This window comes from Mycolicibacterium anyangense (assembly GCF_010731855.1).
GTDB lineage: Bacteria > Actinomycetota > Actinomycetes > Mycobacteriales > Mycobacteriaceae > Mycobacterium > Mycobacterium anyangense.
In genome coordinates, this window is record NZ_AP022620.1 from 1,972,060 (window position 1) to 1,990,089 (window position 18,030).

Here is an 18,030-nt window from a genome sequence, read left to right on the forward strand (position 1 = left end):
AAGCACAGTACCGTCGGGCGATCAGGGACAATGGAGCCGTGACCCGCACGGCCTCCGACACCCGCCCGCAATTGGTGCTGTTCGATCTCGACGGCACCCTGACCGACTCGGCGGACGGCATCGTCGCCAGCTTCCGGCATGCGCTGGCCGCGGTGGGCGCCGAGGTTCCCGCCGGCGATCTGGCCAGCCGGATCGTCGGACCGCCGATGCACGTCACGCTGCGGGGCATGGGGCTGGGTGAGCTGGCGGGTGACGCGATCGCCGCCTACCGGGCCGACTACACCACCCGCGGATGGGCGATGAACAGGCTGTTCGACGGTATCCCGCAGCTGCTGGCCGACCTGCGGGCCGCCGGGGTGCGGCTGGCGGTGGCCACCTCCAAGGCCGAGCCCACCGCGCGCCGGATCCTGGAGCACTTCGGCCTGGCCGACGCGTTCGACGTGATCGCCGGGGCCAGCGTCGACGGCACCCGGTCCAGCAAGGCCGACGTGGTGGCGCATGCGCTGGCCCAGCTGCAGCCGCTGCCGCAGCGGGTGGTCATGGTCGGTGACCGCGCCCATGACGTCGAGGGGGCCGCCGAGCACGGTATCGACACCGTCGTCGTCGGGTGGGGCTACGGCGCGAATGACTTCACCGACCCGGAGGCAGCCGCCGCGGCCGCCGCCCACGTGACGAGCGTGTCGGCGTTGCGGGAGGTGCTCGGTGTCTGACCCACAGTCGCTCCTTCACGTCACGTTCGTCTGCTCGGGCAATATCTGCCGCTCCCCGATGGCCGAGAAGATGTTCGGCCACCAGATCGCCCAGCGCGGCCTGGCCGACGTGGTGCGGGTGAGCAGCGCGGGGACGGGCCACTGGCACGTCGGTGAAGGTGCCGACCGTCGCGCCAACGCGGTGCTGCGCCAGCACGGCTACCCGACCGACCATCGGGCGGCCCGCCTGGACGACGACCACCTGGGCGCCGATCTGGTGATCGCACTGGGCCGCAATCACCTGCGGTTCCTCTCCGACCTCGGAGTCGAGCCGGACCGGCTGCGGCTGTTGCGCTCCTTCGACCCGCGCTCCGGTGCGCACGCACCGGACGTCGAGGACCCCTACTACGGCGACCACGCAGACTTCGAGGAGACGTTCACCGTCATCGAGGCGTCCCTGCCGGGCCTGCACACCTGGGTCGAAGCGCGACTGTCCGCCGAGGGTCTGGCGGGCTAGATGAAGCGGTGGTCGTTCCTGCTGAAGCCAGGCTGGTGGGCGCTGGGGCTGGTGGTCGTGGCGTTCGCTTACCTGTGCTTCACGGTGCTGGCCCCGTGGCAGCTGGGCAAGAACACCAAGACCGAGCGGGAGAACCAGCAGATCCAGTCGTCGCTGTCCGCGGAGCCCGTTGCGCTGACAACCTATCTCCCACACCAGAATTCGGCTGCCCCGGATGCCCAGTGGCGGCGTGTCACCGCGACCGGCCACTACCTGACCGACGCCCAGGTGCTGGCCCGGCTGCGGGTGGTCGGCGGCGATCCGGCCTACGAGGTACTGGTGCCGTTCGCCGTCGACGGCGGGCCCACCGTGCTCGTCGACCGGGGCTATGTGCGTCCGGTGAAGGGCACCTCGGTACCCGAGATCGCGCCCGCGCCGTCCGGCACGGTGTCGATCACCGCCCGGCTGCGCGATTCGGAGACCGCGCCGCCGGACAAGGGGGCGTTCACCGAGAACGGCATCACCCAGGTCTACGCCATCGACACTCGCGCCGTCTCGGCCACTACCCGGGTCCCGCTGGCGGGGTCCTATCTGCAACTGGTGGAGAACCAGCCCGGTGTGCTCGGTGTCGCCGAACTCCCCCATCTGGACTCCGGACCGTTCCTGTCCTACGGCATCCAGTGGATCGCGTTCGGCATCGTGGCACCGATCGGCCTCGGCTACTTCATCTACTCCGAGGTCAAGGCGCGCCGCCGCGAGGCCGAGACGGCCGCGGCCGTCACATCCGCCGAGCCGCTCACCGTCGAGGACAAGCTCGCCGACCGCTACGGCCGGCGGCGCTGAGCCCGACGGCCAGCGCGGCGGTCGCCAACTGAACCACCCGGGACAGCACCACCGAGCGGCGCAGGTCGTCGACCTGCGGCACCCGTCCGTCACCCAGGGTCGGACGGATCTCCAACTCATGCCGGTACTGGGTCGGACCGCCCAGACGCACCCCCAGCGCACCGGCGAACGTCGCCTCGACCACTCCGGCGTTGGGGCTGGGGTGCCGAGCCGCATCACGGCGCCAGGCCCGCAGGGCTCCCGTCGGCGAGCCCCCGATCAGCGGTGCGCACAGCACCACCAGTGCACCGCCCACCCGCGCCGCGACGTAGTTGGCGGCGTCGTCCAATCGTGCTGCAGCCCAACCGAACTGGGCATATCGCGGCGACCGGTTGCCGATCATCGCGTCCAGCGTGTTGATCCCGCGGTACATGAGCACACCCGGGACCCCGGCCACCGCCGCCCATAGCACCGGGGCGACGTGCGCGTCGGAGGTGTTCTCGGCCACCGACTCCAGCGCGGCACGAGCCAGCCCGTCGGCGTCGAGCACCGAGGGGTCGCGCCCGCACAGCGAGGGCAGCAGCTGCCGGGCACCGTTGATATCGCCGGCATCGAGCAGGTCGGCCAGCCGGGTGCCGGTCCGGGCCAGTGTGGTGCCCCCGAGCGCCACCCAGGTCGATGCGGCGGTCACCGCACCCAGCGCCGGGCCGCCCCGCGCGGCGCGCTGCAGCACCGTTCCCAGCACCCCCAGCCCGCCCACCAGAACGGCGACGTGCAGCACACCGGCGGCCCGGCTGTCGCGGTAGGTCCTGGCTTCGAGTGCGGCTGCGCACCAACCGAACCCCGCGACCGGGTGGCGGCGAGCCGGGTCGGCGAAGGTCGTGTCGGCCAACTGACCGAGTGCGATCCCGGCGGCACGCCACGGTCTGCCCACAATCACCCCGGCACTCTCTCACACGTGGTGTACTGCCCCGAGGGTGCAGTTGACCAAGGGGGAAATCCATGTCCAGCCAGATCGTCACGGCAGGAACCGTCATCACGATGGATCCGGGCCATCCTCGGGCGCAGGCCGTCGCCGTCACCGACGGGCGGATCGCAGCGGTGGGGTCACTCGACGAATGCCGGGCGGCCTGCCCGGACGCCGAGGTCGTCGACACCGGCGTGGCCGCGCTGCTCCCCGGCTTCGTCGAACCGCACAGCCACCCGGTGATGAGCGGCGTGGCCACCCAGCAACCGGCACGGTCCATCGCCCCCTGGGTGGCCTCGTCGTGGGCGGAGGTCGAGGCGATCATCGCCGACGCGATCGCCACCACGAATCCGGCCACCCCGCTACTGTTCGCCGGGTTCGACGCACTGCTGCACGGCCGGCCCTCCCCCAAGGCCGACGAACTCGACCGGATCTTCGGCGACCGGATCGCGGTAATCACCGATAACTCCGGTCACGGCGCCTACTTCACGACCGCGCTGATCAAGCGCAATGGCTGGGACGTGACGGCCCCGCCAGACCCGGTCGGTGGCCACTTCGGCCGCAACCCCGACGGCAGCCTCAACGGCCAGGCTTTCGAGACGCCCGCCATCATGTCCATCGCCGCCCCGGTGATGGCCCAGATCGGCGGCAATCCTCTGGCCAGCGCTGCGCAGTACTACGCGTGGATGGCGCGCGGCGGCTACACGTCCACCTCGGACATGACCTACGACCGCGCCATCAAGCCGGCCTACGAGGCGCTGGCCGCCGCACCGTCGTGCCCACTGCGGATCAGCATGTGGGAGATGTCGACCTCGCAGGGCTTCGCCGACCCGGAGAGTTTCGCCGCGGGTGAGGCGCTGCTGGTCAAGCGTGGTGTGAAGCTGTGGACCGACGGCTCGCCGTGGATCGGCAACATCGCGATCTCGTTTCCCTATCTGAGCAACGACACCACCCGCGACGCCGGTATCGACCCGGCGGTGGCCGGCGGTGTCGGATCGATGAACTACACCCGCGAACAGCTCGACGCCACGCTCGACCAGGCGGCACCGGCAGGTTGGCAGATGTCGTTCCATGCCAACGGCGACCTCGCGATCGATCTGGCGCTGGATGCCTACGAGGCGGCGCTGCACCGGCACAACCTGATCGGTACCGACCATCGCTGGCGGCTGGAACATCTCGGGGCCGGTACCCGGGCGCAGTTCGAGCGGGCCGCCGCTCTCGGGGTGTACGTCTCGATGGCGCCGTTTCAGTACTACTTCTGGGGTGACCTGCTGGACGGCAAGCTATTCGATCACGAGCACGGCAGCCGGTGGCAGGCCTTCGGGGACGCGGTCGCAGCCGGTGCGGTGGTGTCACTGCACAACGACGGGTCGGTGTCTCCGCCGACACCGCTGCTCAACATCCAGACGGCGGTCAGCAGGCGCACCAGGGCGGGCACCGTGCACGGTCCCGAGCAGGCCATCTCGCTGGACGCCGCGTTACGCGCCCACACCATCGACGCCGCCCGCACCCTGCACCGCGAGGACTTGGTCGGCTCCATCAGTGTCGGCAAGCTCGCCGATTTCACCGAGCTGACGGGTGATCCGTACACCGTCGAGCCTGCCGCGCTGGCCGAGCAGGTTCAGGTGAGTGGAACATGGTTGAGCGGCAAGCGAATCGACCTCGAAGCCTTCCTCGGAGCCGTCAACGGAATCGACACCGACGCACACGCCCACCTCAACGACACGGCACACCGCACCTGCTGCTGATCACACTGGGCCCGGTCACGCGGCCGGGCGGATCCGATCCGAACGTGCCGACCGCCCTGCCGAGGCCGCTGACGCGGGCGCCTTGGCGGCCTTGGTGGTGGATGGGCTTGCGGTCCGGCTGCCGGCGGCCGCCGTCCTCGGCGTGATCGGGACGGCGGCGGCACCGCGCACCTTTGCGGCGCCGGCCGTTCGCGCTGACGTGAGCCGCGTGCTCGCGGTCGATACCGGTGCGCCCGCGAGTGCCGGCGGGCGGATCGCGTCGGCGATCGCGGATGCGACGTCACCCACTACCTTGCCCGGTAGCACTGCGGTCGCTTTCACTACCGCGCCCGCACCCTCGACCACCTTCTGCAGCACCAGAGCCGGATCCCCGGCCGCCATCGCGAGCTGGACGTCGTAGACCGCGCGCGATCCCGCCAGGGCCCAATCGCGATAATCGACGAACAGCGCGGTCGCCAGCGACGGGTGTTCTGGAACCGCAATTCCATTCCAACTGACCAATGTCCATCCGTCGGTCGGATTACCTTTGACGACAACGATTCCGGTGTTTCCCAGGAAATTCTTGTTGACGAAGTCGAGGCTCGGCGGATTCTTGACGTTCATCATCACCCAGCTGGTGATGGTGCCGTTGTGCGAGAACGCAAGTGGGTTGGCATCGGGGTTGAGAGCATCGGCGGTGAAGGACGAGTACTTGTTCATCTCGTCCCAGTAGATCTTCTGGATCGCCGCGTTGGTGCGGTCGAAGAATGCGATCCCGTTGACATCGCCGTTCGCCAACGTCGGTGTGGGGCTTTGCGGCATCGGAGTCAGCCAGCTGGCAAGGCGCCACCGGTCCTGGACGTCGACGTAGGACGTCATTCGCGGGTCGACGAATGTGCCGTCGGGGTTCGTCAGGGTGCTGGCCAATTCATTGGCACCGGCGCGGACCTCGAGCAGTCCGTTCAGAGCCACCGGCGTCAGCCCGGCGTACTGCGCGTAGGGTGCGGCGGTCTGTGCGGTTCGGATCAGGGTTGAGGTGTAGATGGCGTCGTAGGCCACACCTTTGGCGATCAGAGTGTCCTTGAGCGCCTGCGCCTGGGTTTGCCCCAGCGGACTCAGATCCGGCCCGGGCGGGATCGAGCCGAGGATGTTCTCCACGTTCTCCATCGACTGGGCGTGCCGAACGAAGGTCAACGTCATGGACGTGGCCGCCCAGGCCGCTGCGGAGGAGGCGACGAGCATGCCGACGGCGAGGACGACGACACACAATCGCTTCAGCCAACAGGAGAACGCACGAATCGGACGGTCACGTACAGCGAGAACAGACATCGACACCCCCGTAGTCGTCAGCCAAGACGCACTGGTTCTACCAGTTTGTCCGGTCGGGTGCAGACTAACGGACCGAGGAGCCGAGCGGAAGGACTCCCTGCGACGGTTCGAGGAAGTCCGGCTAGACGTATCGCTAGGCCAACGTGGTCTTCATCAGCGCCACGTTGTAGTCACCCCACAGCGACAGGTTCCAGTAGATGTCCTGGCCGGTGGACAGCGGATCCATCATGGGCGCGTACAACCCCGGGTATTGCAGCGAATTGACCAGCGGGGTGGCCGAGGACCAGGTGCCCTGCGGGGAATCGGAGGTCCGCATCACCACGGTGCCGGTGCCGTCGGAGTACATCGCGACGTACTTGCTGAGATAGGTGTTGTACTGCACCGACATCTCACTGACGTGTCCGTTGGGTCCGCCGACGCCGAAGATGCCCGCCACCCAGCTGCCGAAGAACAGACCGAGCTGTCCCAGGAAGCCGCCGGCGTTCTGGTTCTGCGCGGTCGGCGGCAGGATCGGCACCGCGGCCGACGGGTCGTTGACGGTCCACGAGGAGCCGTTCCAGTACTCGTACTTGGTGAGATCGAGAATGTTGGCGTCGGCGACCCGGGAGACGTAGGCCGAACCCATCCGGCCCGACGGCGTGCCGTAGGAGTAGACGTACCCGGCGTCCGGTGAGTCGGCGGGCGGCTTGACGAACGCGCCCTGCTGAAAGTTCTGGTTGCCGTAGACGAATGGCCGGCTGGAGCGCAGCCAGCTGGCCGCCCGGACGGTCTGCGGTGCGACGGTCCAGTTCTGCCCGTTGTCGTCGGAGTAGGCGATCGCCGAGTAGTTGGTGGTCCACTGCCCGCCGTAGTCCCAGGAGCGCACCGACATGAAGTTGACGTATTGCCTTGCGCCGTAGGCATTGTCGTAGGGCACCGAGATCGCCGCGGTGGGGATGACGGTCACCTCCGAGCCGAAGATACCCAGATAGCCGGGATTGCCCCGGATCACCTGCTTGGACATTCCCGGCGAACTCAACGGCGAGCCGGCGAAGGGATCGGTGAGCGAGCCGGTGGCGAACGTCCGGGTGATCGGGTCGGTGGTGCGCAGCAGGACGTTGGAACGCCACACCCCGCTCTGATTGGGCCCGCTGAAGGTGTCACCGAAGATCATCAGCACCTGATGCTGGTCGCCGGTCATTCCGTTGTCCCACATGATTCCGACATCGGTGCCGTAGATGCCGAATCTCGCGGGTGTGCCGTTGCCGGGCCCGGTGACCCAGCCGACCTTGGTGGTGACCGGTGCGGCGGTGACCGCCGTCTGGGAGGTGGTGGCAGTGGGCGCCGCGGTGGTGGTGGTCTCCGGTTCGCGGCCGGTCCAGGATGCCAGTGCCACCAACGCAGAAGGATCGACGGGGTCCACCGGGCGGTTGGGGGCGAATCTGCCGGTACTCCGAGAGACGTTGACCGGCAACGCCTTCGGCGTGCTCACCGGGTCAGTGGCGGCCGCCGCTCTGGCTGCGGTCGGGACACCGGCCGCCGGGCTCACCGGCTTGGCCGCCTTGGGCGTGGCCGCGCCATGTTGACTGCGTGGTGAGTGCGCGGTCGAGGACGTGCTAGCCGTCGAATCACCGGGATCCGCCGAGGCGACCCCGGTGGCCACAGCGGTACCCACCCCCAGGGCTATCGCCAGCCCACCGATTCGACAGACGTACGCCGCTGTTCGCATCCATGCCCCCCTTGATCGCCCGTCCAGTATTGGCCACCAGGGTCACGATCCGGACGTGATTGTCGAACGGGTCAGAAACGCTGATGTCCGCTGATAGGAGGCAGGCCGGGGCGGCGCAGTATTCATTTCCAGCCGCTCGAGAAGAAGCGGACCAAGACTTGGAGGACACCATGACCACACAGATTTCCAAGCGCGCCGCAGGAATTCTCGCCAGTGCCGTCGCGGCTGGCGGACTGGCCCTGGGCCTCGGCTTCGCACCCACCGCCGGCGCCGCCGACAACTGCGGCTACGGCTACCACCTGGCCGGCGGCAGCTGCATCGCCAATGCGCCCGGTCCCGGCGCCCAGGTCGATCCCGGCCATCCCAACTGCTGGATCAACGACAACGGCGACCAGCGCTGCTACTAACCCTCCCCCACATCGAATATCGAATCCATCCCGCCCGGGCCGTCGGCCCGGGCGGGATGACGGCTGTCCGAATCACGGGTGCGGAACCTATTGATCTGCTGCGCACGCGGCGAATTCCCCCCGCGCCGCGCACGCTGCAGAACTACACTCAACCGTCTCGCGCCTCGCTCGGCCCGAGCGGGGGAAATTCGGGGAGGACAATCATGACTGGATCAATCCGTAAACGGACGGCAGTGTTCTTCGCAGGCGCCATGGCAGCCGGCGCGCTGACGGCGGGAATGAACTTCGCGCCCAACGCCGGCGCCGCCGACGGCTGCGGTATCGGATTTCATCTCGAGAACGGCAACTGCGTGGTGAACATCCCCGGCCCGGGTGCTCGCTTCGTCAGTCCCAACTGTTGGATCAACGACAACGGCGACGAGCGCTGCTACGCACCGTAACTCGACGGCATTGTCACACCACTCCCGCTCGGACCGCACAGTCCGAGCGGGATTTTCTTTAAAAGTACTGCGCTACAATACTTTTAAACATCCAGGACGGCCAGTGGCGGTCGCCGCCACCCAGGCCGTCGTCCACCGATCGTAGGACACCGGATTCCCTCCAGATCCGGTCCGGTTGGCGGACATACACCGGCTGTGGGCCAGCGCACTATTCATCTCGAGCCCGCTCATCCCGAGCCCGCCCACAAGACATAGAACAACTGGAGACATCATGACGACCACGATCATCAAGCGTGCGGTAGGAATTCTCACCGGCACCTTCGCCGCCGGCGCACTCGCCCTGGGCATCGGCATGGCCCCGACAGCCAGCGCGGCCGACGGCTGTGGCTACGGCTACCACCTCGACGGGGGCACCTGCGTGCTGAACGCGCCTGGCCCCGGCGCCCACTTCATCAGCCCGAACTGCTGGATCAACGACAACGGCGACGAGCGCTGCTACGCCGGTAGCTGATCCACCGAACACGCCCGAGCCCGCCCGTGACGATCACCGGGCGGGCTCGCGGCGTGAGAGCACTTCCCACTCAGACGTAGCGGCGACGCCCGGCCAGCACGCCGGTGACGATCTGGACGAGGTAGACGGCCAGCACCAGCAGCCAGGGAACCGTCCAGCCGCCGGACACATCGTGGAGCATCCCGAACAGGAACGGCCCGACCCCGGCGAGCAGATACCCGAATCCTTGTGACATGGCCGAGAGCTGCACGGTGTCCTCCTGGGTGCGGGCCCGCAATCCGATCACCGTCAGCGCCAACGAGAACACGCTCATGCCGACACCGACCAGAAAGCTCCACAACAGCGGACTGAAATCCGGTGCGACGAGCAGCCCGACCACACCGGCGACGCCGGCGACACCGAGGGCCGCGATCCAGCCACTCTGATGGGTACCCCTGGCGGCGATCGGCGCCAGGATCAGGCTGATCGGCACCGCGATCACCGAGAGCAGGCCGACCAGCAGTCCGGCGTTCGTCTTGCTGACGCCGTGGTCGATGAACACCTCGGGCAACCAGCCCAGCATGATGTAGGCCAGCATCGCCTGCGCACCGAAGAACAGGGTGACGGTCCAGGCCAGCCGGTTGCGCAGGAGCGAGCGGCGCGCGACCGGCCCGTCGACGCGCTCCGGCGGACGGCTGCCGCCACGGGAAGCCAACAGCCACAGCATCAATGCTGCGACCGCCAACACAGCCCAGCTGCCCAATGCCGGCCGCCAACCACCGCACAGAGTTTCCAGGGGCGGCGTGGCGGCCGAGCCCAGCGCCCCTCCGCCCTGCAGCGCCGCGGTGTAGATACCGGTCATCATGCCGAGCCGAGCCGGAAACGATTCCTTGATGACGGCCGGGATGAGCACGTTGACGACGGCGATCCCCGAGCTCGCGATCAGCGTTCCGCCGATGACGACCCATGGACCGTCGACCACGCGGATCAGCAGACCGACAACCAGTGCGAGCAGCGCCAGACCGATCGAGCGAACCAGCCCGAATCGGCGCGATACCTGCGCCGCCGCCAAGCCCGCCCCCGCGAAGCACAACCCGGGCAAGGCCGTCAGCACGCCGGCCCACACGGCCGACGCCCCCATGGCCCGCTGCATGTCGCCGAGGACGGGACCGACGGCGGTGACCGCCGGACGCAGATTGATCGCCACCAGCACTACCGCGACGACCAGAAGGGCACTCGCCGTCAGGCGTCCCACGTCGGGCACCTCGACCGCGCCGTCCAGTTCGACGGTGATGTCGGGCTCGCGGCGGTTCACCACGCCAGCCTGTCATACCCGCCTGGGCGCGCTCGAAGCACTTGAGGCACAACGCGATTAACGGCACACACCCCAAAGCTTGGCACTATGTCGAACACATGTTCTAATGGTGTGCCCGGCCCGCATCGCGGGCGACGTTCACCCGGAAAGCGCCATCCGATGACTGTAGAGACCCTGACCACCCCGCTGCTCCGTTCGGTTGAAGGCCCGGCCCCCGAACCCGTCGAGATCGCTCCTGCCATGGCGCCCGCGAAACGGGGTGCCGGGCGCAAGGCCAAGACGCTGGAGCTGACGCTGACCGTGACCGGCACCGCCGACGGTGAATGGCGGGCCGAACTCAAGCAGGGCGGCAGCTATCTGGCCCGCGATCTCGCCGTCGCGGCGGCGGCCGTCTCGCGTGCGGCCAAGGAACTGCACGAGGATCTCTCGGCGCCCATCGACGAGGTGATCGAAGAGGCCCGCGCTCAGCAGGCCGCCCGGGTCAGCGCCCTGGAAGCCGAACTCGAAGCTGCCCGTAAGGCACTGGCCGATCTCGCGTGAGATCGGCCAGTGTCTGGTGTGGTGGGCGCGGAGGGTTTCGAACCCCCGACCGCTGGTGTGTAAAACCAGAGCTCTACCACTGAGCTACACGCCCGTGCCCGGGCAGGTTACACGGACTGCGCGGGTGCAGGGAAATCCAGGTCAGGCGTCCACCGCAGCGAGCGCCTCGGTCCACACCGACTGGTCGCGGGCCTCGCCGGGCTGCTTGCATTCGGCGAACCGGATCACTCCCGCGCGGTCGATCACGAAGGTTCCGCGGTTGGGATAGCCGGCGTCGTCGTTGAACACGCCGTAGGCCTGGGCCACCGCGCCGTGCGGCCAGAAATCGGACAGCACGGGAAACAGGAATCCACTCTGGACGGCCCAGATCTTGTGCGTGGGCGGTGGCCCCACCGAGATGGCCAGCGTGGCGGTGTCGTCGTTCTCGAACTCGGGTAGGTGATCGCGAACGTAGTCGAGTTCGCCCTGACAGATTCCGGTGAACGCGAGTGGGAAGAACACCAGCAGCACGTTCTTGCGCCCGCGGAAATCGCTGAGTGTGACGGGCTGGCCGTTCTGGTCCTTGAGGGTGAAGTCCGGCGCCGCAGAACCGATCAGACCCTCGGCAGGGTCCGTCACGAATGCCGTCCGGCGGCCTTCGATTTCGGTTGCACCAGCCGACTGGCGCTCCAGTCACCCAGGTTGGCCGACGAGGTCGGCATCAGACCCGCGGTCGGCGCCGACTCGGCGATCTCGGCGGGAGCCACATGGCCGGGTTTTCCGGTCTTGGGTGTCAGCACCCAGATGATGCCGTCGTCCGCCAGTGGCGCGATCGCGTCCATCAGCCGGTCTACCAGGTCACCGTCGCCGTCCCGCCACCACAGCAGAACCACGTCCACAACCTCGTCGGCATCCTCGTCCAGCAATTCGGATCCGCTGGCATCCTCGACGTCGGCCCTAATGTCGTCGTCAGTGTCCTCGTCCCAGCCCAACTCCTGAACGACCTGATCTTTGTGTATGCCCAGCTTCTGGGCATAGTTGGGGGGGCCACCCTCCGCGACCACCGTCAGGACCTCCTCATATCGTCAGGATCGGCTGTCTAGGGCTATCGTCGCACGACACGCGAGATTCCACGCCGCGCGGTACGGACTCAGTACGTCGCGTCGCACAGGCTCAACGCGTTGGACCTGGTGTCGTTCAGGTCGCCGATGGTCTTGTTGAACTCGTCAGCCGGGGCCTGGGCGGTGATCGCCTTGGCGGTGGCGCGAGCCCCGTCCACCCAGTCGGTCAGCGCTTGACGCAGGTCGGCCGGGATGGCATCGGTGATGCTGCCCTGCACCGCGTCCGCGCTCTGGTTGAGCGCATCGACAGCCGGCCCCTCGGTGGCGGCGGTATTTCCGCCGCCCTGATTGAAGGCGCCGACGTAGGTGTTGACCGCGTCGATGGCGTCGGCACTGGTGGTCGACAGCGTCTCGCAGGTGTCATGCATGGCCTTGGTCGTTTCCGACGCCTGGCGCTCGGACTCGCGGGCACTCGACGAGGCCGCCGACTCGGACAACGAGACCGACACCGAGGTCCGGTAAGCGGGGGCGTCACCGGCGTTGACCCGGGCGGTGCCGTCGCTGACCGTCGTGCAACCCACCACGCCCATGGCGATGGCAGCGGCGCTGCCGGCCAGCAGTCCGCCGATCCGCAGCCTGGAAGCCGTTGTGATCAGCACAGCCCGAGAGGTTACCGGCAAACTGCCCAGCTCGGCGCGGCGCGAAGAATTCAATCAACCCTCTAGTTGACTACTCGTCGGTACCGGCCCAAGTGCGGCACGATAGGGGTCAGAGGGTGCAAAACCTGCACCAGCTACTAAGGAGCTGATGTTGACCACCGAGTTCGCGCGCCACGATCTGGCTCAAAACTCAAACAGCCCAACCGAATCTGATCGTGTGCGAGTGATCCGCGAGGGAGTGGCGTCCTACCTACCCGACATCGACGGGGAGGAGACGGCGGAGTGGCTCGAGTCGTTCGACGAGCTGCTGTCGCGGTCCGGACCGGCCCGGGCTCGCTATCTGCTGCTGCGGATGCTCGAGCGCGCCGGTGAGCAGCGGGTCGCCATCCCGGCGCTGACCTCCACCGACTACGTCAACACCATCCCCACCGAGCTGGAACCGTGGTTCCCCGGCGACGAAGACGTCGAGCGCCGCTATCGGGCCTGGATCCGCTGGAACGCGGCCATCATGGTGCACCGCGCGCAGCGGCCCGGCGTCGGCGTCGGCGGCCACATCTCCACCTATGCCTCCTCGGCCGCGCTCTACGAGGTCGGCTTCAACCACTTCTTCCGCGGCAAGAGCCACCCCGGCGGTGGCGACCAGGTGTTCATCCAGGGGCATGCCTCCCCGGGTGTCTACGCCCGCGCCTTCCTCGAAGGACGCCTGTCGGCCGATCAACTCGACGGCTTCCGCCAGGAGCAGAGCCACGCCGGCGGGGGCCTGCCGTCCTACCCGCACCCGCGATTGATGCCCGACTTCTGGGAGTTCCCGACGGTGTCGATGGGCCTGGGCCCGATGAACGCCATCTACCAGGCCCGGTTCAACCACTACCTGCACGACCGCGGCATCACCGACACCTCCGACCAGCACGTGTGGGCGTTCCTCGGCGACGGCGAGATGGACGAGCCGGAGAGCCGCGGCCTGATCCAGGTCGCCGCGAACGAGGCGCTGGACAACCTGACCTTCGTCATCAACTGCAACCTGCAGCGCCTCGACGGCCCGGTGCGCGGCAACGGCAAGATCATCCAGGAGCTGGAGTCGTTCTTCCGCGGCGCGGGCTGGAACGTCATCAAGGTGGTGTGGGGCCGTGAGTGGGACGCCCTGCTGCACGCCGACAAGGACGGCGCGCTGGTGAACCTGATGAACACCACGCCGGACGGCGACTTCCAGACCTACAAGGCCAACGACGGCGCCTACGTCCGGGACCATTTCTTCGGCCGCGACCCGCGCACCAAGGCCCTGGTGGCCAACATGTCCGACGCCGAGATCTGGAACCTCAAGCGTGGCGGCCACGACTACCGCAAGGTGTATGCCGCCTACCGTGCGGCGATGGAGCACAAGGGCCAGCCGACGGTGATCCTGGCCAAGACCATCAAGGGCTACTCGCTGGGCGCCCACTTCCAGGGCCGCAACGCCACCCATCAGATGAAAAAGCTTGCGCTGCAAGATCTCAAGGACTTCCGCGACGCCATCCGCATCCCCATCAGCGATGCCCAGCTCGAGGAGAACCCCTACCTGCCGCCGTACTACCACCCCGGACCGGAGGCCCCGGAGATCCGCTATCTGGTGGACCGCAGGCGCGCTCTCGGCGGCTTCCTGCCCGAGCGGCGCACCAAGTCCAAGGCGCTGACCCTGCCGCCCCGCGAGGTCTACCAGCCGCTGAAGAAGGGCTCCGGCCAGCAGCATGTGGCCACCACGATGGCGGTGGTGCGCACCTTCAAGGAACTGTTGCGCGACAAGAACATCGGCCACCGGTTCGTCCCGATCATCCCAGACGAGGCGCGCACCTTCGGCATGGACTCGTGGTTCCCCAGCCTCAAGATCTACAACCGCAACGGCCAGCTGTACACGGCGGTCGACGCCGAGCTGATGCTGGCCTACAAGGAATCCGAAGTCGGCCAGATCCTGCACGAGGGCATCAACGAGGCCGGGTCCACCGGATCGTTCATCGCGGTGGGCACGTCGTACGCCACCCACAACGAGCCGATGATCCCGATCTACATCTTCTATTCGATGTTCGGCTTCCAGCGCACCGGCGACAGCTTCTGGGCGGCAGCCGATCAGATGGCCCGCGGTTTCGTCCTGGGGGCCACCGCGGGGCGCACCACGCTGACCGGTGAGGGCCTGCAGCACGCCGACGGTCACTCGCTGCTGCTGGCGTCAACCAATCCGGCGGTGGTGGCCTACGACCCGGCGTTCGCCTACGAGATCGCCTACATCGTCGAGAGCGGCCTGGCCCGGATGTACGGGGAGAACCCGGAGAACATCTACTTCTACATGACCATCTACAACGAGCCCTACGTGCAGCCGGCGGAGCCGGAGAACTTCGACCCCGAAGGTCTGCTGCGCGGGATCTACCGGTATCGGAGCGCACCCGAGAAGCGGACGAACGTCGCGCAGATCCTGGCCTCCGGTGTGGCGATGCCGGAGGCGCTGCGGGCGGCCGACCTGCTGGCCGAGCGCTGGGATGTGGCCGCCGACGTCTGGTCGGTCACCAGCTGGACCGAGCTGAACCGCGACGGCGTGGCCATCGAGAAGGAGCAGCTGCGCCATCCGGATCGTCCGGCCGCGACGCCGTACGTGACCCAGGTTCTCGCCGATACCGCCGGACCCGCCGTCGCGGTGTCGGACTGGATGCGCGCGGTGCCCGAGCAGATCCGGCCCTGGGTGCCCAACACCTACGTCACGCTGGGCACCGACGGGTTCGGGTTCTCCGACACCCGGCCGGCGGCCCGCCGCTACTTCAACACCGACGCCGAGTCGGTGGTGGTGGCGGTTCTCGAGGCGCTGGCCCGCGACGGCGAGATCGACCCGTCGGTGGCGGTGGCGGCGGCACGCGAGTACCAGATCGATGACGTGAAGGCGGCTCAGGTCTCCTACGTCGACACCGGGAGCGCGTAGTCGACGGGCCCGTACTGCGCCTTTGGTAGGAACATCCATAAACAGGGCGTAGCTTTTAGGGGTGAGCGACAATCCGCGCCCGGAGGCGCCGCGGCCGCCGTTGGAGCTTCTGGCCAACGTGCCCGATTCGACGCTGCGTCGGCTCAAGCAGTACTCCGGGCGCCTGGCCACCCAGGCCGTGCACGCTATGGAAGAGCGGCTGCCGTTCTTCGGCGACCTCGAGGCGTCCCAGCGCGCCAGCGTGCAGTTGGTGGTGCAGGCCGCGGTGGTCAACTTCGTCGAATGGATGCGCAACCCGGACAGCCAGGTGGGCTACACCGCCCAGGCCTTCGAACTCGTCCCGCAGGATCTGACCCGGCGTATCGCGCTGGCCCAGACCGTCGACATGGTCCGCGTCACCATGGAGTTCTTCGAGGAGGTGGTGCCGCTGCTGGCGCGCACCGACGAGCAGCTCACCGCGTTGACCATTGGCATCCTGCGCTACAGCCGTGACCTGGCGTTCGCGGCTGCCGCCTCCTACGCCGACGCCGCCGAGGCCCGCGGCTCGTGGGACAGCAGGATGGAAGCCAGCGTGGTCGACGCGATCGTCCGCGGCGACGCCGGTCCCGAACTGCTGTCCCGCGCGGCGGCGCTGAACTGGGACACCACCGCGCCGGCGACGGTCGTCGTCGGTACCCCGCCCCCGGGCCGGGAGGATCTGGCCAGCGAGGACATCCGCGAGATCGCGCTGCGCTTCGAGCGCGGGGCGCTGGCCGACGTGCACGGCACCTGGCTGATCGCCATCATCTCCGGTCCACTGTCACCGACCGACAAGTTCTTCAATCAGCTACTCACCGCCTTCTCGGCCGGCCCGGTGGTGATCGGTCCGACGGCAGCGATGCTGACCGCGGCCCACCACAGTGCGATCGAGGCGATCTCGGGGATGAACGCCGTAGCCGGCTGGAGTGGGGCCCCCCGGCCGGTACCGGCTCGCGAACTACTGCCGGAGCGGGCACTTCTCGGCGACACGCTGGCCGTCGCGGCCCTGCACACCGAGATCATGCGCCCACTGGCCGACGCGGGTCCGGCGCTCACCGAGACGCTCGACGCCTACCTCGACAGCGGTGGAGCCATTGAAGCTTGCGCCAGGAAACTGTTCGTTCATCCAAATACCGTCCGGTACCGCTTGAAGCGGATCGCCGATTTCACCGGCCGGGATCCCACGCTGCCGCGCGATGCCTACGTCCTGCGGGTCGCCGCCACGGTCGGCCGCCTCGGCTACCCAGCGCCCTCTCAGACCATGGCAAACAGATCTGTAGCGCAGCTCACACCGGCGGTGACGGGCGTGAACGGGTTCGGCTGATCCCGGGTGCAGATTGCGGGACGGTATCAACGATGTCGCATCACATGCACTTTTGTGGACAAGCTACAAAAACATAAGACAAGGTTCATAATCTCTTACACCGCGCAAAACCGGTTTCACAGTGTTCCCTTAAGAACGTGATTGCTTTGCTCGCCCCCGGACAGGGATCACAGACCCCCGGCATGCTCGCGCCCTGGCTCGAGCTGCCCGGTGCTGCCGATCAGATTGCGGCCTGGTCGCAGATCAGCGGCCTGGATCTGGCCCAGCTCGGCACGACTGCGTCGGCTGAGGAGATCACCGACACCGCGGTCACCCAGCCGCTCGTGGTGGCGGCGACCCTGCTGGCCAACGCCGAACTGGTCAAGCGCGGCGTGCTGGCCGACAAGAAGACTGTCGTGGCCGGCCACTCGGTCGGCGAGATCGCGGCGTACGCGATCGCCGGCGTCATCTCCGCCGACGACGCGGTCAAGCTGGCCGCCGTCCGCGGCTCGGAAATGGCGAAGGCCTGCGCGGTCGAGCCCACCGGTATGTCCGCCGTCCTGGGTGGCGACGAGGCCGACGTATTGGAAGCCCTGGCACGTCTGGACCTCATTCCCGCCAACCGCAATGCCGCCGGCCAGATCGTGGCCGCCGGTGCAATCGCCGCACTGGAGAAGCTCGCCGAGGATCCGCCGGCCAAGGCCCGGGTGCGCCAGCTGGCCACCGCCGGCGCCTTCCACACCCACTTCATGGCGTCCGCGCTCGACGGTTATGCCGCCGCGGCCGCCGAGGTCGCCACCAGCGAGCCCACCACCACCCTGCTGTCCAACGCCGACGGCCAGCCGGTCACCTCGGCGGCGGATGCGATGGACAAGCTGGTGGCTCAGCTCACCCGCCCGGTGCGCTGGGACCTGTGCACCGAGACCATGCGGCAGCTCGCTGTCGAGGCGATCGTCGAGTTCCCGCCCGCGGGCACTCTGACCGGTATCGCCAAACGAGAACTTCGGGGGGTCGCGACGCGCGCCGTCAAGACACCCGCAGACCTGGACGAATTGACCGCGCTCTAGACACGGGCCGGATCCAGGACAACCACATAGAGCACAACCACGCAGTGCCGAAGTAACACAACAGATTCCGTA

18 protein-coding genes and 1 tRNA gene are annotated in these 18,030 nt (G+C 67.9%); 11 read left to right on the forward strand and 8 right to left on the reverse strand.

Features of this window, described 5'->3' with window-relative positions:
• Window positions 1–74: 74 nt before the first annotated feature.
• The 3 genes from G6N35_RS09325 to G6N35_RS09335 are packed head-to-tail and all read left to right on the forward strand — an operon-like array spanning window position 75 to window position 2,028.
• A complete protein-coding gene (locus G6N35_RS09325) occupies window positions 75–710 on the forward strand; it encodes an HAD-IA family hydrolase (RefSeq protein ID WP_281357069.1) in 636 nt (211 codons plus the stop codon).
• Complete coding sequence (locus G6N35_RS09330) at window positions 703–1,206, forward strand: low molecular weight protein-tyrosine-phosphatase (RefSeq protein WP_163804000.1); 504 nt, start codon at window positions 703–705, stop codon at window positions 1,204–1,206. The genes G6N35_RS09325 and G6N35_RS09330 overlap by 8 nt, the downstream gene beginning before the upstream one ends.
• On the forward strand, window positions 1,207–2,028 hold the full coding sequence (locus tag G6N35_RS09335; RefSeq protein ID WP_163804001.1) for an SURF1 family cytochrome oxidase biogenesis protein: 822 nt from the start codon (window positions 1,207–1,209) through the stop codon (window positions 2,026–2,028). It begins immediately after the preceding gene.
• On the opposite strand, the gene G6N35_RS09340 is transcribed toward G6N35_RS09335, so the two are convergent.
• Entirely contained in the window at window positions 1,982–2,947 is a 966-nt protein-coding gene (locus G6N35_RS09340) for a cobalamin biosynthesis protein (RefSeq protein WP_407664525.1), read from the reverse strand. The two genes, G6N35_RS09335 and G6N35_RS09340, sit on opposite strands and share 47 nt — an antisense overlap.
• A 62-nt stretch (window positions 2,948–3,009) precedes the next feature.
• Between G6N35_RS09340 and G6N35_RS09345 the strand changes: the two genes are divergently transcribed.
• Window positions 3,010–4,722, forward strand: a complete 1,713-nt coding sequence (locus tag G6N35_RS09345) for an amidohydrolase (RefSeq protein ID WP_163804002.1) — start codon at window positions 3,010–3,012, stop codon at window positions 4,720–4,722.
• 15 nt (window positions 4,723–4,737) lie between these two features.
• Here G6N35_RS09345 and G6N35_RS09350 read toward each other — a convergent pair whose 3' ends face one another.
• Both G6N35_RS09350 and G6N35_RS09355 read right to left on the reverse strand, forming a co-directional pair.
• Window positions 4,738–6,030 carry a histidine phosphatase family protein gene (locus G6N35_RS09350; RefSeq protein ID WP_163804003.1) on the reverse strand — a complete coding sequence of 431 codons (1,293 nt, stop codon included), beginning with the start codon at window positions 6,028–6,030 and terminating at the stop codon, window positions 4,738–4,740.
• A gap of 133 nt (window positions 6,031–6,163) precedes the next feature.
• Window positions 6,164–7,738, reverse strand: coding sequence for a glycoside hydrolase family 183 protein (locus tag G6N35_RS09355; protein ID WP_163804004.1), 1,575 nt, complete (start codon window positions 7,736–7,738; stop codon window positions 6,164–6,166).
• A gap of 170 nt (window positions 7,739–7,908) precedes the next feature.
• Here G6N35_RS09355 and G6N35_RS09360 point away from each other — a divergent pair, with 170 nt between their 5' ends.
• From G6N35_RS09360 to G6N35_RS09370, 3 genes are all read left to right on the forward strand, one after another.
• Window positions 7,909–8,145 (forward strand): hypothetical protein, encoded by a 237-nt coding sequence (locus tag G6N35_RS09360; RefSeq protein ID WP_163804005.1) that lies wholly within the window; start codon window positions 7,909–7,911, stop codon window positions 8,143–8,145.
• Between the two features lie 203 nt (window positions 8,146–8,348).
• Window positions 8,349–8,585 carry a hypothetical protein gene (locus G6N35_RS09365; RefSeq protein WP_163804006.1) on the forward strand — a complete coding sequence of 79 codons (237 nt, stop codon included), beginning with the start codon at window positions 8,349–8,351 and terminating at the stop codon, window positions 8,583–8,585.
• 271 nt (window positions 8,586–8,856) lie between these two features.
• A complete protein-coding gene (locus G6N35_RS09370) occupies window positions 8,857–9,096 on the forward strand; it encodes a GCG_CRPN prefix-to-repeats domain-containing protein (protein ID WP_163804007.1) in 240 nt (79 codons plus the stop codon).
• A 70-nt stretch (window positions 9,097–9,166) separates the two neighbouring features.
• Here G6N35_RS09370 and G6N35_RS09375 read toward each other — a convergent pair whose 3' ends face one another.
• Entirely contained in the window at window positions 9,167–10,390 is a 1,224-nt protein-coding gene (locus G6N35_RS09375) for a CynX/NimT family MFS transporter (RefSeq protein ID WP_197748413.1), read from the reverse strand.
• A gap of 159 nt (window positions 10,391–10,549) precedes the next feature.
• Between G6N35_RS09375 and G6N35_RS09380 the strand changes: the two genes are divergently transcribed.
• Entirely contained in the window at window positions 10,550–10,930 is a 381-nt protein-coding gene (locus G6N35_RS09380; RefSeq protein WP_163804009.1) for a DUF6319 family protein, read from the forward strand.
• Window positions 10,931–10,949: 19 nt separating this feature from the next.
• Here G6N35_RS09380 and G6N35_RS09385 read toward each other — a convergent pair.
• The 4 genes from G6N35_RS09385 to G6N35_RS09400 form a co-directional block, all read right to left on the reverse strand.
• Window positions 10,950–11,024, reverse strand: a tRNA-Val gene (locus tag G6N35_RS09385).
• Between the two features lie 47 nt (window positions 11,025–11,071).
• Window positions 11,072–11,548 carry a peroxiredoxin gene (locus G6N35_RS09390; RefSeq protein ID WP_281356985.1) on the reverse strand — a complete coding sequence of 159 codons (477 nt, stop codon included), beginning with the start codon at window positions 11,546–11,548 and terminating at the stop codon, window positions 11,072–11,074.
• Entirely contained in the window at window positions 11,545–11,973 is a 429-nt protein-coding gene (locus tag G6N35_RS09395; protein ID WP_163804010.1) for a DUF3052 domain-containing protein, read from the reverse strand. Before G6N35_RS09395 ends, G6N35_RS09390 begins: the two co-directional genes overlap by 4 nt.
• 86 nt (window positions 11,974–12,059) lie before the next feature.
• On the reverse strand, window positions 12,060–12,560 hold the full coding sequence (locus G6N35_RS09400) for an Rv2240c family protein (protein ID WP_407664611.1): 501 nt from the start codon (window positions 12,558–12,560) through the stop codon (window positions 12,060–12,062).
• A 220-nt stretch (window positions 12,561–12,780) separates the two neighbouring features.
• On the opposite strand from G6N35_RS09400, the gene aceE reads away from it, so the two are divergent.
• The 3 genes from aceE to G6N35_RS09415 all read left to right on the forward strand — a co-directional run bounded on the left by aceE (window position 12,781) and on the right by G6N35_RS09415 (window position 17,958).
• Window positions 12,781–15,570, forward strand: coding sequence for a pyruvate dehydrogenase (acetyl-transferring), homodimeric type (gene aceE / locus G6N35_RS09405; RefSeq protein ID WP_163807575.1), 2,790 nt, complete (start codon window positions 12,781–12,783; stop codon window positions 15,568–15,570).
• 61 nt (window positions 15,571–15,631) lie between these two features.
• On the forward strand, window positions 15,632–16,912 hold the full coding sequence (locus tag G6N35_RS09410; RefSeq protein WP_163804012.1) for a PucR family transcriptional regulator: 1,281 nt from the start codon (window positions 15,632–15,634) through the stop codon (window positions 16,910–16,912).
• 137 nt (window positions 16,913–17,049) lie between these two features.
• On the forward strand, window positions 17,050–17,958 hold the full coding sequence (locus G6N35_RS09415; RefSeq protein ID WP_163804013.1) for an ACP S-malonyltransferase: 909 nt from the start codon (window positions 17,050–17,052) through the stop codon (window positions 17,956–17,958).
• Window positions 17,959–18,030: the final 72 nt, after the last annotated feature.

Excerpts from the sequence above, each read along its gene's own strand:
- G6N35_RS09360 (WP_163804005.1), top strand. The coding sequence starts at position 7,909 with ATGACCACACAGATTTCCAAGCGCGCCGCAGGAATTCTCGCCAGTGCC.
- G6N35_RS09380 (WP_163804009.1), top strand. The coding sequence starts at position 10,550 with ATGACTGTAGAGACCCTGACCACCCCGCTGCTCCGTTCGGTTGAAGGC.
- G6N35_RS09335 (WP_163804001.1), top strand. The coding sequence starts at position 1,207 with ATGAAGCGGTGGTCGTTCCTGCTGAAGCCAGGCTGGTGGGCGCTGGGG.
- G6N35_RS09365 (WP_163804006.1), top strand. The coding sequence starts at position 8,349 with ATGACTGGATCAATCCGTAAACGGACGGCAGTGTTCTTCGCAGGCGCC.
- G6N35_RS09370 (WP_163804007.1), top strand. The coding sequence starts at position 8,857 with ATGACGACCACGATCATCAAGCGTGCGGTAGGAATTCTCACCGGCACC.
- G6N35_RS09355 (WP_163804004.1), bottom strand. The coding sequence starts at position 7,738 with ATGCGAACAGCGGCGTACGTCTGTCGAATCGGTGGGCTGGCGATAGCC.
- G6N35_RS09350 (WP_163804003.1), bottom strand. The coding sequence starts at position 6,030 with ATGTCTGTTCTCGCTGTACGTGACCGTCCGATTCGTGCGTTCTCCTGT.
- G6N35_RS09400 (WP_407664611.1), bottom strand. The coding sequence starts at position 12,560 with ATGGGCGTGGTGGGTTGCACGACGGTCAGCGACGGCACCGCCCGGGTC.
- G6N35_RS09345 (WP_163804002.1), top strand. The coding sequence starts at position 3,010 with ATGTCCAGCCAGATCGTCACGGCAGGAACCGTCATCACGATGGATCCG.